Raw genomic sequence first — 15,043 nt, forward strand, 5'->3', positions numbered from 1 at the left:
AATAACAATGAAATTAGTATAGCCAGTAATATCTTTTTCATTCGCGAATTATAGTAAAAAAAGTTAAAAATATACTATTTTAATTACTTAAAAATTTAAATAATCTTTTGCTTATATAAATTATTGTAAAATCTATACTTATTACAAAATATAGGATTAAAGATGTTTGAAAAATCTATTAAAGCTTATGAAAAAGCTTGTGAAGTAATTCCAGGTGGAGTTGATTCTCCTGTAAGAGCATTTAAAAGTGTAGGTGGAACACCGCCTTTTATAAAAAAAGGAAAAGGTGCATATTTATATGATATTGATGGAAATAAATATCTAGATTTTGTACAAAGTTGGGGACCACTTATTTTTGGACATTGCAATAAAGATATAGAAAAAGCTGTTATTAAAACAGCAAAAAAAGGTTTGAGTTTTGGAGCACCAACAAATCTTGAAACAAAATTAGCAGAAGAAATTGTTGAAATGTTTGATAATATCGATAAAGTAAGATTCGTAAGTTCAGGAACTGAAGCTACAATGAGTGCTATTAGACTTGCAAGAGGTGTTACTGGTAAAAATGATATTATTAAATTTGAAGGGTGTTATCATGGACATTCTGATTCTTTGCTAGTTCAAGCTGGTTCAGGAATGGCAACTTTTGGTGCACCAAGTAGTCCTGGAGTTCCTGCTGATTTAACAAAACATACTCTTTTGTGTGAATATAATAGCGTCGAACAATTAGAAAAATGTTTTGAACAAAGTTCTGATATTGCTTGTATTATTATTGAACCAATAGCAGGAAATATGGGATTGGTTCCAGCTACAAATGAATTCTTAAAAGCTTGTAGAAAACTTTGTGATAAACATGGGGCTTTACTAATTTTTGATGAAGTTATGAGTGGATTTAGAGCTAGTTTAAAAGGTGCAAGTGGAATTTTAGATGTTCAAGCTGATATTTTAACTTTTGGAAAAGTAATTGGTGCTGGAATGCCTGTTGGTGCTTTTGCAGCTTCAAAAGAGATAATGAGTCATCTTTCTCCTGAAGGAAAGATTTATCAAGCAGGTACTTTAAGTGGAAATCCTGTTGCTATGGCTGCTGGTTTAGAGAGTCTTAGAAAACTAAAAGATAATCCAGAAATTTATGATGAGTTAAGTAAAAAAGCAAAAAGATTAGTAGATGGACTTAAAAAAGTTGCATATAAAAATGGAATTCCTTTACAAGTAAATACAAGAGGGAGCATGTTTGGATTTTTCTTTTGTGAAAAAGAGCCAAAAAATTTTAAAGACGTTGGACTTTGTGATTTTAAAAGATTTGCAATATTTCATCATGAAATGTTAAAAAAAGGTTTTTATTTTGCTTGTAGCCAATATGAAGCAGGTTTTATTTGTACAGAAATCACAAATAAAGATATTGATGCATGTATAAAAGATGCTGATACTGTAATGAAAAATTTAAAATAAGGGTTTTAAATGCAAAGCTTTAAAAATGTAGAATTGGTAAAAAAAGCAAATATTTATTTTGATGGAAATGTTACTAGCAGAACATTTATTGATAGTGATGGAAGTAAAAAATCTCTAGGGATTATGATGATAGGAGAGTATCTTTTTGGTACAGCTGAAGCAGAAATTATGGAAATAATTGCTGGTGCAGTTGAAGTTAGATTAAAAGGAGAAGAAAACTGGGTTGCATATAATTCTGGTAGTAGTTTTTCTGTTCCTGCAAATTCTAGTTTTGACATAAAAGTAAAAGCAATAACTGATTATTGTTGTTCTTATGTAAAGTAGGCTTTATGGAAGAAAAAATAGAAGAAACAAAACCAAAACATAGAGATAAAATAGAAGCTTTAGATAGCTTATCTGTTGGAATATCTATGGTTGCTGCAATAGTAATAGGAGTTGGAATAGGGCTTGGACTTAAACATCTTACAGGTTATACTTGGACTTTGTGGCTAGGTATATTTTGGGGAGTCTTTGCTGCTGGATTAAATGTTTATAGAGCATATAAAAGAGCTCAAAAAGTATATGAGGGAATGGAAGATGACCCTAGATATTCATATAGGGCAAAACATGGTGATAAATCTTTCGATGATGAAGATAAATAGTCAAATATTAAGTTTTGCGAAGGTTTTTTTAGTTTTAAATCTTTGCTTAACTGTTTACGCAATAATTTTCCAAAATTCTATTTGGTTACTAAATATTCAAGTTGCTTTTTTTGCTTCATTATTTGTAACAATTGCATCTTTTTTATCTTATAGAAAAAATATCAAAAATAGATTGTTAAATACAGAAGAAAATACTAAAGTATCAAGTGATGAAAGAGATAAAATTGATGAGATTGATGATCCATATGACCTATATAGTGAATATGAAGAAGTTTCTGAATCTGAGTTAACACCTGAAAAGATTAAAGAAATTATAACTGAAGAGAAAAAAAGAGTAAAACAAAATAGTTTAAAAAATACGCTTTTTAGTGCAGGCGGTTTTGTATCTATATATAGAGTTTTGGGATATGGATTTTTAATTTTTGGTTTTTTTGCTTTAAATAACAATAAGTTACTTATACCATTAGCATTTATCATTGGACTTAGTATCGTACCAATAGGAGTTTTATTTACTAAAGTTTTAAGAAAATAGTAGAGAGATTAACTCTCTACATAATTTTTAAGATTTTTCCCAACTTTTGGGTGTTTTAATTTTTTAATAGCGCTTGATTCAATTTGTCTAACTCTTTCTCTTGTAACTGAAAGCTCTTTTCCAATTTCTTCAAGAGTTCTATCACTAGCATCATCCATTAGACCAAATCTCATTCTAATAACAGCTTGTTCTCTTTCATTTAATTGACCTAGAATTTGATCAATTTGACCTTGTAAATCTTCTTTCATGATGTTATCAATTGGTGTTGGAGCTTTTTCATCTGGTACAAAATCTCCAAATTTACCATCATCATCACTTCCAATAGGAGCTTCAAGAGAAACTGGTTCTTTTGTAATTTTGATAACTTGTTTTACTTTATCAACAGGTAATCCAACTTCTTTTGCAATTTCTTCTACATCTGGCTCTTTACCATTTTCTTGAACACCTTTTCTAATGATTTTATTAATTCTATTAATAGTTTCAATCATATGAATTGGTATTCTAATAGTTCTAGCTTGGTCAGCAATTGCTCTACTTATCGCTTGTCTAATCCACCATGTTGCATAAGTTGAGAATTTGTAACCTTTTTTATACTCAAATTTATCAACAGCTTTCATAAGACCAATATTTCCTTCTTGAATTAAATCAAGGAATGGAAGACCTCTATTTGTATATCTTTTTGCAATAGATACAACAAGTCTTAAATTCGATTGAGCCATTCTAGTTTTTGAAGTATCAGTTATTTGTTTACCTCTTTTTATTTGCTCTAAAACGGCTTTTAACTCTTCAGGTGTTAAGTCAAATCCATCTTTTGAAGCTTCTGCTGTTTGGAAAAGCTTTTTGATTTCCATATATGTAGAAACCATTGTAGCCTCAGGAACCATTGCAGTTATTTGAGCTTTTGATAAATTTACAATATTATCTAAAATCTTTTGATGATTTTTTTGTAAAGTTTCATTAAATAATGGTAATCTATATTCTAATCTTTTTAATTCATCTTCAAATCCATCTTCACTTTTTAATGAAGTTTCCATAGCTTTTACAATTTCTGTAATAAGTTTTGAAGTTGGTCCTAAATCTAAAAGAGCTTCTTTTAATAATTTTTTCTTAAATGCAGTTGCAAGATTAAAAGTCATTAAATCTGTTTCATCATCAGATTTAGCTGTCTCTTTTGTTTGAAATTTTAACCACTCTTTTTTTGCTTTTTCTAAATTCTTAAATGCTTCAATAATAGTTTGGGCTCTTTTATCTAGTTTTTTTTGTTTCGCACCAGATAATTTTTTCTCTTCATCTTCTGCATCGTATTCTTCTTCATCTTCAAATTCATCAAGATCTTCTTCTTCCTCTTCTTCATTTTCATCGTCGAAGTTCTTGAATAGTTCTTTTACTTTTCTCTCTCGATTAACTAGGGGTTCTCTATACTCTAAAATGAAATCTATTAGATAAGGAACATAACAAATTGCATCAAGAATTATGTCTTCACCAGTTTCAATTCTTTTTGATATCTCTATCTCTTCATCTTTTGTTAAAAGTGGAATTTGTCCCATTTCTCTTAAATACATTCTTACAGGTGAATCTGATCTTGACCACTCGAGAAGTTCTTTATTTTTTAATAAGTCAAACTCATCGTCTTCACTTTCGATTAATTTTTCACGTTGTTCTCTTCTTTTTTTAGCTTCTTCATCATTTAGTAGCTTTGCTTGTTCTTGAGAACTAATAACTGTTACATTATATAGTTGAACAAGCGCAAGAATTTTCTTAATAGTAGCTCCTGTTGGTGCTTTTGGGAAAATCTTGATAATTTTTTCGTATGTTAGAACTGAGTCTTTATACTCTTTTATAAGCTGTTCAATTACTTTATTTATATCTTTTGTACTCATTGATTTAGGAAATCCTCCTTTTTAAATAGTGGTATATTATACCCAAATAGTTTAAATAAGAGTTTAAAATACTTTATTTAAACAAAGTTTACTAAATTATTAGATAAAATCATCCCTTAATTATTGTCTAAAAAATATTAAGGATAGAATATGAGTAAAATTACAGGTAAAGTTTGGAATTTTGGAGCTAATATTGATACAGATGTTATTATTGCTGCAAGATATTTAAATAGTTCAGATCCAGACCACTTAGCAAAATATGTTATGGAAGATGCAGATCCTGATTTTCCAAAAAAATTAAAAAAAGGTGATATTATAGTTGCTGGTGAAAATTTTGGATGCGGAAGTAGTAGAGAACATGCTCCAATAGCTTTGAAAGCAGCTGGAATTGCGGCTGTTGTTGCTCCAAGTTTTGCAAGAATTTTCTATAGAAATGCTTTCAATATGGGACTTCCTATTTTTGAACTTCCTGAATCTTTAGAGATTAAAGAAGGTGAAGAAATTAGTATTGATTTAGATAATGGAGAAATTACAAATAACACTACAAATAAAACTTATAAATTTATAGCAATTCCTCCTTTCATGCAAGAATTAATTGCTAGTGGTGGATTAATAAATTATGCAAAAGATGAAATGAAAAAGGCTAACCAATGAGAAACTATAATATATCAATAATAAAAGGTGATGGGATAGGTCCTGAGATAGTTGATGAGGCAATAAAAGTACTTAATGCTGTTGCTAAAAAATGTGATTTTACACTTAGCTATAAAGAATATCTAATGGGTGGTATTGCTATTGATACAACAGGTGTTCCACTTCCAGATGAAACAGTTGAAGGTGTTTTAAACTCTGATGCATGTTTATTTGGAGCAATCGGTGGAGAGAAATGGGATACACTTCCAAGAGAATTAAGACCAGAAACTGGACTTTTAAAATTCAGAGAAAAAATGGGTGTTTACGCAAATTTAAGACCAGCTATTGTTTATGATGAATTAGTTAATGCTTCAACTTTAAAACCAGAAGTTATCAAAGGCTGTGATATTATGGTTGTAAGAGAACTTATTGGTGGTATTTACTTTGGACAGCCAAGAGAAAATGATGGATTTAAAGCATTTAATACAATGGTTTATACAAAACCAGAAATTGTAAGAATTGGTAAAACAGCTTTTGAACTTGCAAGAAAAAGAAGTAAAAGAGTTTGCTCTGTAGATAAAGCAAATGTTCTTGAAGTGTCTCAACTTTGGAGAGATACAATGAATGAATTATCTAAAGATTACCCTGATGTTGAATTAAGTCATATGTATGTAGATAATGCTGCTATGCAACTTGTAAGAAATCCAAAACAATTTGATGTTATTGTTACAGGAAATATCTTTGGTGATATTCTTTCTGATACAGCTTCAATGGTTGTTGGTTCAATTGGATTACTTCCTTCAGCTTCAACAGGTGATAAAACTGCAATATATGAACCAATACATGGATCAGCTCCTGATATTGCAGGACTAGGAATTGCAAATCCAATAGCAACTATTTTAAGTGCTGCTATGATGCTAAAATATACACTAAATGAAGAGAAAGCATCAGATTTAATAGAACAAGCAATAAAAGATGCATTAAAAGATGGATATAGAACAAAAGATTTAGCAGCATTTGATGCAAAAGAAGTATTAAATTGTGTTGCCATGGGTGATAAAATAGTTGAGTATATCAATAAATAAGGTATAAAAATGAGTGAAAAAAAGTATAGATTAGTTACTAGAAGTGATATGGATGGACTTGTATGTGGTACTTTGCTAAAATATTTGAATATCATTGATGACATTAGTTTTGTACATCCAAAAGATATGCAAGACGGAAAAATAACAATAACACAAAATGATATTACAACAAATCTTCCTTACGTAAGTGGAGTATATCTAGCTTTTGATCACCATTTTTCTGAAACTATCAGAAATGAGAAATATGAAAATCATATAATTGATCCAAATGCTCCAAGTGCAGCTCAAGTTGTTTATGATTATTATGGAGGGGATGAAGTTTTTCCTTCTTTTTTCAAAGATATGATGTATGGGGCAAATAAGGCTGATAGTGCTGATTTTACAATTGATGATATTTTAAATCCAAAAGGTTGGGCATTACTTAGTTTTTTAATGGACTCTAGAACAGGACTTGGAAGATTTAGAGAATTTAGAATTTCTAATTATGCTTTAATGATGGATTTAATTGATCATTGTGTAAAACTTAGCATAGAAGAAATTTTAGAGTTACCTGACGTAAAAGAGCGAATAGACTTATATAATAAGTATTCTAAAGAGTTTAAAGAACAACTTTTAAGATGCACTAGAATTCAAAAAAATCTTCTCATAATAAATTATAAAGATGAAGAGATTATATATCCTGGTAATAGATTTTTAGTTTATGCTTTATTTCCTGAACAAAATATATCTATTCATGTTGTTTGGGGAAAAGATAAACAAAATGTTGTATTTAGTACTGGAAAATCAATTATTAATAAAACATCAAATACAAATGTTGGTGAATTGATGCTTAAATATAATGGTGGTGGTCATACAGCTGCAGGTGGTTGTCAAATTGATACACAAGATTTTTCTAGAGTTTTGGAAGAGTTAATTACTAAAATAAATCAAGATGGATAAATTTTAATATAAAAAAGAGTTAAAATCTCTTTTTTATATTTTCATAAAATTTTTCAAAAGAGGGCAGATCTAAATTTGCATCTCTTTGTTTTTTACCCCACATAGGCTCTGGAAAATAACTATCTTCTTTAAATCTTGCCATTATATGAAAGTGTACATGAGGAACGTAATTCCCAAATGAAGCAATATTTATTTTTTCAGGTTTAAAATAAGAAATCATCTCTTTTTCTATAATATCAAGATATTTCCAAATTTCATTTTTTGTTTCAAGATTACATTGTGAAAATTCTTTTATATTATCTATAGTAAATATTTTAAGCCAAGGAATTTCACTTTTCTCAACTTCGATTTTTATTAAATTATTTCTAAATAATTCCATCTTATCTCCAAAATTTATTTTGTAATAATACTATAATATATTCTAAAATAATATATAATAATTTCAACAAGAATTAAGCAATTTTTAAATATACTCCAGTTCCATTTTTTAACCCATAGAAGAAGTTTTTATAAAATAGATTGATATTTTATAAAGAGTTGGTAAAAGCTTAAAAATAAAAATACTATTTTTTAAGGCTTTTTCCTGTTGAAATTGGAAATTAAAACACAAATGATAAGAAGGACGAGACTTATGAAAGTAAGAGCTTCAGTTAAAAAAATGTGTGATAAATGTAAAGTTATCAAAAGAAGAGGTATCGTAAGAGTAATCTGCGAAAACAAAAAACATAAACAAAGACAAGGATAAGACACATGGCAAGAATCGCGGGTGTTGATTTACCAAATAAAAAAAGAATGGAGTATGCTTTAACATACATCTTTGGAATTGGATTACACAATTCAAGACTTATTTTAGATGCAACAGGTATTGATTATAATAAAAGAGCATTTGAATTAACTGAAGATGAGGCTGCTTTAATTAGAAAAGAGATCCAAGAAAACTATATGGTTGAAGGGGATTTAAGAAAAAAAGTTGCGATGGATATTAAAGCTTTAATGGATTTAGGTTCATATAGAGGGTTAAGACATAGAAAAGGTTTACCTTGTAGAGGGCAAAAGACTAAAACTAATGCTAGAACAAGAAAAGGTAAAAAGAAAACTATCGGTGCAGCGACTAAATAAGGATAGATAATGGCAAAAAGAAAAGTTACTAGAAAAAAAATTGTAAGAAAAAATATTGCTGATGGAATCATCCATATTGCTGCAAGTTTTAACAATACGTTAGTTACAGTTACAGATAATGCAGGGAATGTTATTGCATGGTCAAGTGCTGGAAACTTAGGGTTTAAAGGTTCTAAAAAATCAACTCCATTTGCTGCACAAGCTGCTGTTGAAGATGCAATGTCAAAAGCAATGGAACATGGTATTAAGAATGTAGGAATTAAAATTCAAGGACCAGGTTCTGGAAGAGATACTGCTGTTAAATCAGTTGGTGCTATAAACGGAGTTAGAGTTACTTGGTTAAAAGATGTTACACCATTGCCACACAATGGTTGTAGACCTCCTAAAAGAAGAAGAGTGTAAGGAGTAAAATATGGCAAGATATAGAGGACCAGTAGAAAAAATCGAAAGAAGACTTGAAGCAGACCTTGGATTAAAAGGTGAGAGAAGACTTTCAGGTAAAAGTGCTTTAGAAAAAAGACCATTTGCTCCAGGACAACATGGACAAAGAAGAGCTAAAATTTCTGAGTATGGATTACAATTAAGAGAAAAACAAAAAGTTAAATTTATGTATGGTGTTTCAGAAAAACAATTCAGCAACTACTTTAAAGAAGCAGTAAGAAGAGAAGGAAACACTGGATCTATTCTTATTTCATTAATTGAACAAAGATTAGACAATGTTATTTATAGAATGGGATTTGCAACAACAAGAGCGTTTGCTAGACAAATAACAACTCATGGACATGTTTTAGTTGATGGTAAAAAAGTTGATATTCCTTCATACATAGTAAAAGCTGGACAAAAAATTGAGATTAAAGAAAAATCAAAAAATAATCCACAAATTAAAAGAGCAATTGAATTAACAAATCAAACTGGAATGGTTGATTGGGTTAATGTTGACAAAGATAAAGTATTTGGAATTTTCACAAGAATACCTGCTAGAGAAGAGATAGTTATTCCTGTTGAAGAGAGATTAATCGTAGAGTTATATTCTAAATAATAAATAAAAGGTAGCTAATGAAAAAATTTGCAGAAACTCCATTTTTACCAACTGAAGTTGAGATAGAAGCTATCAGCGAAAATGAGGCTAAAATATCAGCATACCCATTTGAAGATGGTTTTGCAATTACTTTGGCACACCCTTTAAGAAGACTTCTTTTAAGTTCATCTGTTGGATATGCTCCAATTGCTGTAAAAATAGAGGGTGCTACTCATGAGTTTGACTCATTAAGGGGTATGTTAGAAGATGTAGCTATTTTTGTTATTAATTTAAAAAACATTAAGTTTAAAATTAATGGTGATAAAAAACAAGTTGTTGTTGAATATACATTCAATGGGCCAAGAGATATTAAGGGTGAAGATTTAATTAACTCTGAAGTAGATGTTGTTTCAAAAGATGCGCATTTAGCGACAATTAATAGCGATTGTAACTTAACATTCTCTGTTATTATTCAAAAAGGTATAGGTTATATGCCTTCTGAAGATATTAGAGATATTGTTGGGCCTGATTATATACCAATTGATGCATTCTTCACACCAGTTAAGAAGGTAGTTTACGATATTGAAAAAATGTTAGTTGAAGATAATCCTAACTTTGAAAAAGCTGTATTTAGAGTATTAACAAATGGACAAATTACACCAATAGCTGCATTTAAAGAAGCAGTTAGTGTTATGTATTCACAAATGTCAGTATTTAATAAGGTATTTGATTTATCTGAAGTAACTGTAAGCGATTCTGGTGAAGAGTCTGTTGAGATTAAAGAGTTAGTTCAAAGAATAGAAGAACTAAATTTGAGTGCTAGAAGTTTTAACTCTTTAGATAGAGCAGGACTTAAATACTTAGGTGAACTAGTACTTATGAGTGAAGTTGAAGTTAAAAATATCAAAAATCTTGGGAAAAAATCTTATGACGAAATAGCTGAAAAACTAGAGTCTTTAGGTTACCCAGTTGAAAATACACTTCCAGAGAATGTTGCTTCTGTATTAAGAAGAAAATTAGAGCAACTTAAAGCATAAATTAAGGGTTTAATATGAGACATAAGCACGGATATAGAAAGTTAAATAGAACTTCTGCTCATAGAAAAGCATTGTTAAAAAATTTAGCAATTGCTATTATTGAAAGAGAGAAAATCGAAACAACTGTTCCAAAAGCAAAAGAATTAAAAAGATTTATCGAAAAATTAGTAACATCTGCAAGAAATGCTGATTTAAATACACACAGATATGTATTTGCAGCTTTACAATGTAAAGAGGCTACTAAAAAATTAATAAATGAAATTGCACCAAAATACGAAGGTAGAAATGGTGGATATACTTCAATTATTAAAACTAGAGTTAGAAAAGGTGATGCTACTCCTATGGCATTTATCTCTTTTATCTAATAAGAGCTTCAAGGGACAGTAAAATGTCCCTTTTTTTATTCAAAAAATTCAACTAAATACAATTAACTTCATTCCTTCTTACTCGCTTACACTTTTTTTAAATAACTTTTTGATATAATCAGCCGTTTACTACACCTACAAAACATAGGAGAACTAATTTATGACTCTAAAAGAAGCACTAAACTTAAATAGTGAAGATATACAAAAATTAAGAGAAGATTTAAAAATAAAGATTAAAAATAGCAATATTGGTGCTTATATTGAGCAGTTAGAGAACAAAGATATAAATAGTTGTGGAAATGGTATTCCAATAGCTATAAAAAATAATATTAATGTAGAAAATTGGGAACTTACTTGTTCTAGTAATATTTTAAAAGGTTATATAGCACCGTTTAATGCAACGGTTATTGAAAAATTGAAAAATGCTGGTTTAAGTCCATTTGGATTAACAAATATGGATGAATTTGCTATGGGAAGCTCGACTGAGTCTTCTTGCCATGGTAAAACACTAAATCCGGTTGATACTTCAAGAATTCCTGGTGGAAGTAGTGGAGGAAGTGCTGCCGCTGTTGCTGCAGGTCTTGCAATTGCTGCATTAGGAACAGATACAGGTGGAAGTATAAGACAACCTGCTGCATATTGTGGATGTGTTGGAATGAAACCAACTTATGGAAGAGTTTCTAGATATGGTATTGCAGCTTACTCCTCTTCACTTGATCAATGTGGACCAATTACACAAAATGTTGAAGATGCTGCTATTTTATATGATATTTTAGCTGGATATGATGAAAAAGATTCAACAAGTGCAAATATTGAATATACAAAAGTGACTCCAAATTTAAATAGTGATAAAAAATTTACAATAGCCGTTATTGACAATTTTATAGATGAAGCAAGTGATGAAATTAAAACAGCATTTAATAATACAGTTAAAATTTTAGAAGAACAAGGTCATAAAATTGTACATACAAATATGATTGATTCAAGTAAAATAATTTCAACATATTATATTATTTCAGCAGCAGAAGCTAGTGCAAATTTAGCTAGATATGATGGTGTAAGATATGGATATAGAGCAACAAGTAGTAATCTAAAAGATATGTATGTTGATACAAAAACTCAAGGATTTGGTTACGAAGTTAAAAAAAGAATCATGGTTGGATCTTTTGTATTAAGTTCAGGTTATTATGATGCTTATTATATAAAAGCTCAAAAAGTTAGATCAATTATCAAATCAGAATTTGATAAAATTTTTGAAAGTGCTGATTTAATTTTAAGTCCAGTTGCTCCAACAACAGCACCTAAATTCGGTTCATACTCAACAGCTTTAGAAATGTATCTAGCTGATTTATATACTATTTCAATAAATCTTGCAGGGTTGCCTGCTATTAGTTTACCAGTTGCGAAGGATAGCTTAGGACTTCCAATAGGACTTCAGTTGATTGCAAACTCTTTTGAAGAACAAACTTTATTTGATGGTGCTTTATCTATGGAAAAAGCTGTAAAATATACAAAATAATTAATAGGATTTTAAAATGAGAATAAGAAAAAGAGCTTTAACTTTTGAAGATGTATTACTTGTACCTGCAAAATCAGAGGTATTACCAAAATCAGTTTGTACAAAAACTAAACTTACAAAAAATATTGAAATAAATATTCCTTTTGTAAGTGCTGCAATGGATACTGTAACAGAATATCAAGCTGCAATTGCAATGGCAAGACTTGGTGGAATTGGTATAATTCATAAAAATATGGATATTGAATCTCAAGTTCTACAATGCCAAAAAGTAAAAAAATCAGAATCAGGTATGATAATTGATCCAATTACAATTAGACCAGATCAAACTTTACAGGATGCAGAAGATATTATGGCTACATATAAAATTTCTGGTGTTCCTGTTGTTGATGAAAACAAAATTTTAGTTGGTATTTTAACTAATAGAGATATGAGATTTACAAAAGATTATAGATTTAAAGTATATGAAAAAATGACAAAAATGCCTTTAGTAACTGCAAAAGAAGGAACAACTTTGGAGCAAGCTGCTGAAATTATGCATCAAAATAAAATAGAAAAACTTCCAATAGTTGATAATAATAACAAATTAATTGGTCTTATTACTATAAAAGATATAAATAAAAAAATTGAGTATCCAAATGCTTGTAAAGATGAATTTGGAAGATTAAGAGTAGGGGCTGCTATTGGAGTTAATCAATTAGATAGAGCTAGAGCTTTAGTTGCTATTGGTGTTGATGTTTTAGTATTAGATTCTGCACATGGTCATTCAAAAGGAATTTTAGATACAGTTAAAGCTATTAAAGCTGAGTTAGATGTTCAGTTAATTGCAGGAAATGTTGCAACAGCTGAAGCAACGAGAGACTTAATAGCTGCTGGTGCTGATGCAGTTAAAGTTGGAATTGGACCAGGAAGTATTTGTACAACTAGAATAGTTGCAGGAGTTGGAGTTCCTCAGATGAGTGCTATCGATGAATGTTCTATTGAAGCTAAAAAATCTGGAGTACCTATTATTGCTGATGGAGGTATTAAATATTCTGGTGATGTTGCAAAAGCTTTAGCAGTTGGTGCTAGCTGTGTAATGATGGGAAGTGCATTAGCTGGAACAGAAGAAAGTCCGGGTGAAGTTATACTATTCCAAGGAAGAAAATTCAAAACTTATAGAGGAATGGGAAGTATTGGAGCTATGACAAAAGGAAGTACAGATAGATATTTCCAAGAAGGAACAGCTGCTGATAAACTTGTACCTGAAGGAATTGAAGGAAGAGTTGCTTATAGAGGAACTATCTCAGATATTATTCATCAGTTTGTTGGTGGGTTAAGAAGTTCTATGGGGTATTTAGGAGCAAAAGATATAATTACTTTCCAAGATACAGCAGAGTTTGTTGAAATTACTAGTGCAGGATTAAGAGAATCTCATGTACATGATGTAACAATTACAAATGAAGCTCCAAACTATCACGTATAAGAAAAACTAGAAAACGGAAATTAAATCCGTTTTCTTACTAAAGATTAAAAACTCTCCCATTCATCATCATTTTGACTACTACCTTTAATTGAAGAATTTTCTTTTGTTGAGATTTTATTTGAATTAGTTTTTGTAGTTTTTAAACTATTATCAAATTTTTTTGAATTTTGCTCTATAGTTTCCTGACTTCATCAATGGGTCACCCAAGTTCAATATCGATAATATTTTGTATTTTTAGTTGAATTTCGTTTAGTTGTAGAATTTCAAATTTTTTCTTATTTGTAATTGGATTAGTATATTCTAGTCCATAAATTGTTTTTATCTCTTCTAGTGCTTTTTGCACTGACAAATTTTTATCATTAATTTTGGCTTAATTAAAAAAAATGGGGTCCGAATTATTCTTTTTTCTTATAGCTAACTAAGTAATCATCAACAATCTTTAACTTCAAACTTTTACTCAAACCTCTATGTATTTTTATTAATATTTTCAATGGAGAAAATACTCCACCCTCAATTAAATTTGTTGTATTTGAAAGATTTAATTTCTTATAATTTTTATAGGTAAAAAGATATGGTAAATTATTTCTAATACTACGATAAGCAGCTACAAGTTTTTTATGAGTATATGAACTTTTTTGACTATCAGGATGAATAGTAATTTCATCTAAAAAAGATTTATATTTTATATACCAAATATCCAATGCTTTTGTAAATCTATTCTCATCACTATATTTTAATCTAGTCATAATTTTCTTTAACTCTTGGCTAGCTTCTAGTTTTGGATGTAATGTTATATATCTTTGAATAATACGTTTCTGATGGAAATGACACATTTGTACTGGATAATCTTTAAATACGCTGTTAACACCTCTCTTACCATATATTGTTACAGATAAAATTGTATATCCTAGATTCAATAATTCAACAAGTAAGTATTTATAATCATCTACTCTTTCTGTTTGTATATGTTTCCAAATTAATATCTCATGAGTGATACTATCCATAAAAACTAAAGTACCCAACTTATCTTTTCTCTTACCATAGAAAGTTGCATCACATATTAAATTTACTGCTCTTGGATTATGTACCTTTGCAATAGGAAGATATTCTTTAATTTTATAATGAACCCATTGGATAGATTTATTGTATTTAGTAGCTAAATCTTGTAAAGTTTGTCTATGATAAACATACTCTTTGAAAAGAGAATTTTCTAGTTTTTCAGGTCTTCTTTTTGATTGAAATTTTTTACCACAATTATTACATTGATAACGTTGAATTTCATTTCTTTTACCAATCTTTTTTGTGTTTTTTGATAAGCATTTTGGACATATTTTACTATTTTTTTACAGACATCTGTAGATAATCCT

Annotated in this window: 19 protein-coding genes; 15 read left to right on the forward strand and 4 right to left on the reverse strand. The window is 29.4% G+C overall.

Annotation, left to right across the window (positions count from 1 at the left end):
• Nucleotides 1-162: 162 nt before the first annotated feature.
• Genes hemL through ACBT_RS05565 form a run of 4 tightly spaced genes read left to right on the forward strand, consistent with a single transcriptional unit; the run spans nt 163 to nt 2,619 of the window.
• Nucleotides 163-1,446, forward strand: coding sequence for a glutamate-1-semialdehyde 2,1-aminomutase (gene hemL, locus ACBT_RS05550; protein ID WP_024775305.1), 1,284 nt, complete (start codon nt 163-165; stop codon nt 1,444-1,446).
• Nucleotides 1,447-1,455: 9 nt separating this feature from the next.
• On the forward strand, nt 1,456-1,770 hold the full coding sequence (gene ppnP / locus ACBT_RS05555; protein WP_024775306.1) for a pyrimidine/purine nucleoside phosphorylase: 315 nt from the start codon (nt 1,456-1,458) through the stop codon (nt 1,768-1,770).
• 5 nt (nt 1,771-1,775) lie between these two features.
• A complete protein-coding gene (locus ACBT_RS05560) occupies nt 1,776-2,087 on the forward strand; it encodes an AtpZ/AtpI family protein (RefSeq protein ID WP_024775307.1) in 312 nt (103 codons plus the stop codon).
• On the forward strand, nt 2,071-2,619 hold the full coding sequence (locus ACBT_RS05565; RefSeq protein ID WP_024775308.1) for a hypothetical protein: 549 nt from the start codon (nt 2,071-2,073) through the stop codon (nt 2,617-2,619). The genes ACBT_RS05560 and ACBT_RS05565 overlap by 17 nt, the downstream gene beginning before the upstream one ends.
• Nucleotides 2,620-2,627: 8 nt before the next feature.
• Here ACBT_RS05565 and rpoD read toward each other — a convergent pair whose 3' ends face one another.
• Nucleotides 2,628-4,499 carry an RNA polymerase sigma factor RpoD gene (rpoD, locus tag ACBT_RS05570; RefSeq protein ID WP_024775309.1) on the reverse strand — a complete coding sequence of 624 codons (1,872 nt, stop codon included), beginning with the start codon at nt 4,497-4,499 and terminating at the stop codon, nt 2,628-2,630.
• Nucleotides 4,500-4,649: 150 nt separating this feature from the next.
• On the opposite strand from rpoD, the gene ACBT_RS05575 reads away from it, so the two are divergent.
• From ACBT_RS05575 to ACBT_RS05585, 3 genes are read left to right on the forward strand one after another with little or no spacing between them, the layout of a single operon-like run.
• Nucleotides 4,650-5,153 carry a 3-isopropylmalate dehydratase small subunit gene (locus ACBT_RS05575; RefSeq protein WP_024775310.1) on the forward strand — a complete coding sequence of 168 codons (504 nt, stop codon included), beginning with the start codon at nt 4,650-4,652 and terminating at the stop codon, nt 5,151-5,153.
• Nucleotides 5,150-6,217: a 3-isopropylmalate dehydrogenase gene (gene leuB, locus ACBT_RS05580; RefSeq protein WP_024775311.1), complete on the forward strand. Its 1,068-nt coding sequence runs from the start codon at nt 5,150-5,152 to the stop codon at nt 6,215-6,217. Before ACBT_RS05575 ends, leuB begins: the two co-directional genes overlap by 4 nt.
• A 9-nt stretch (nt 6,218-6,226) precedes the next feature.
• On the forward strand, nt 6,227-7,156 hold the full coding sequence (locus ACBT_RS05585; protein ID WP_024775312.1) for a DHH family phosphoesterase: 930 nt from the start codon (nt 6,227-6,229) through the stop codon (nt 7,154-7,156).
• Nucleotides 7,157-7,175: 19 nt separating this feature from the next.
• On the opposite strand, the gene ACBT_RS05590 is transcribed toward ACBT_RS05585, so the two are convergent.
• Nucleotides 7,176-7,535, reverse strand: a complete 360-nt coding sequence (locus ACBT_RS05590) for an HIT family protein (protein ID WP_024775313.1) — start codon at nt 7,533-7,535, stop codon at nt 7,176-7,178.
• A gap of 252 nt (nt 7,536-7,787) precedes the next feature.
• Here ACBT_RS05590 and rpmJ point away from each other — a divergent pair, with 252 nt between their 5' ends.
• The 8 genes from rpmJ (at nt 7,788) to guaB (ending at nt 13,676) form a co-directional block, all read left to right on the forward strand.
• Entirely contained in the window at nt 7,788-7,901 is a 114-nt protein-coding gene (gene rpmJ / locus ACBT_RS05595; RefSeq protein WP_004509205.1) for a 50S ribosomal protein L36, read from the forward strand.
• A 5-nt stretch (nt 7,902-7,906) separates the two neighbouring features.
• Nucleotides 7,907-8,275, forward strand: coding sequence for a 30S ribosomal protein S13 (gene rpsM, locus ACBT_RS05600; protein ID WP_024775314.1), 369 nt, complete (start codon nt 7,907-7,909; stop codon nt 8,273-8,275).
• A gap of 9 nt (nt 8,276-8,284) precedes the next feature.
• Entirely contained in the window at nt 8,285-8,677 is a 393-nt protein-coding gene (gene rpsK / locus ACBT_RS05605; RefSeq protein WP_024775315.1) for a 30S ribosomal protein S11, read from the forward strand.
• A gap of 10 nt (nt 8,678-8,687) precedes the next feature.
• Complete coding sequence (rpsD, locus tag ACBT_RS05610; RefSeq protein WP_024775316.1) at nt 8,688-9,314, forward strand: 30S ribosomal protein S4; 627 nt, start codon at nt 8,688-8,690, stop codon at nt 9,312-9,314.
• 17 nt (nt 9,315-9,331) lie between these two features.
• The gene (locus tag ACBT_RS05615) at nt 9,332-10,330 is read left to right on the forward strand and encodes a DNA-directed RNA polymerase subunit alpha (RefSeq protein WP_024775317.1); all 999 of its coding nucleotides are present in this window, start codon (nt 9,332-9,334) and stop codon (nt 10,328-10,330) included.
• A gap of 14 nt (nt 10,331-10,344) precedes the next feature.
• A complete protein-coding gene (gene rplQ, locus ACBT_RS05620) occupies nt 10,345-10,695 on the forward strand; it encodes a 50S ribosomal protein L17 (protein ID WP_024775318.1) in 351 nt (116 codons plus the stop codon).
• Nucleotides 10,696-10,855: 160 nt separating this feature from the next.
• A complete protein-coding gene (gene gatA, locus ACBT_RS05625; protein WP_024775319.1) occupies nt 10,856-12,214 on the forward strand; it encodes an Asp-tRNA(Asn)/Glu-tRNA(Gln) amidotransferase subunit GatA in 1,359 nt (452 codons plus the stop codon).
• Between the two features lie 16 nt (nt 12,215-12,230).
• Nucleotides 12,231-13,676 (forward strand): IMP dehydrogenase, encoded by a 1,446-nt coding sequence (gene guaB, locus ACBT_RS05630; RefSeq protein ID WP_024775320.1) that lies wholly within the window; start codon nt 12,231-12,233, stop codon nt 13,674-13,676.
• Nucleotides 13,677-13,875: 199 nt separating this feature from the next.
• Here the strand turns inward: guaB and ACBT_RS05635 are convergent, their stop codons facing one another.
• Nucleotides 13,876-14,025, reverse strand: coding sequence for a hypothetical protein (locus ACBT_RS05635; RefSeq protein WP_157833409.1), 150 nt, complete (start codon nt 14,023-14,025; stop codon nt 13,876-13,878).
• Between the two features lie 46 nt (nt 14,026-14,071).
• Nucleotides 14,072-15,007, reverse strand: coding sequence for an IS256 family transposase, variant Zn-binding type (locus ACBT_RS05640; protein ID WP_456057509.1), 936 nt, complete (start codon nt 15,005-15,007; stop codon nt 14,072-14,074).
• Nucleotides 15,008-15,043 lie beyond the last annotated feature (36 nt).

It is taken from the genome of Aliarcobacter cibarius, from assembly GCF_013372265.1.
Classification (GTDB): domain Bacteria; phylum Campylobacterota; class Campylobacteria; order Campylobacterales; family Arcobacteraceae; genus Aliarcobacter; species Aliarcobacter cibarius.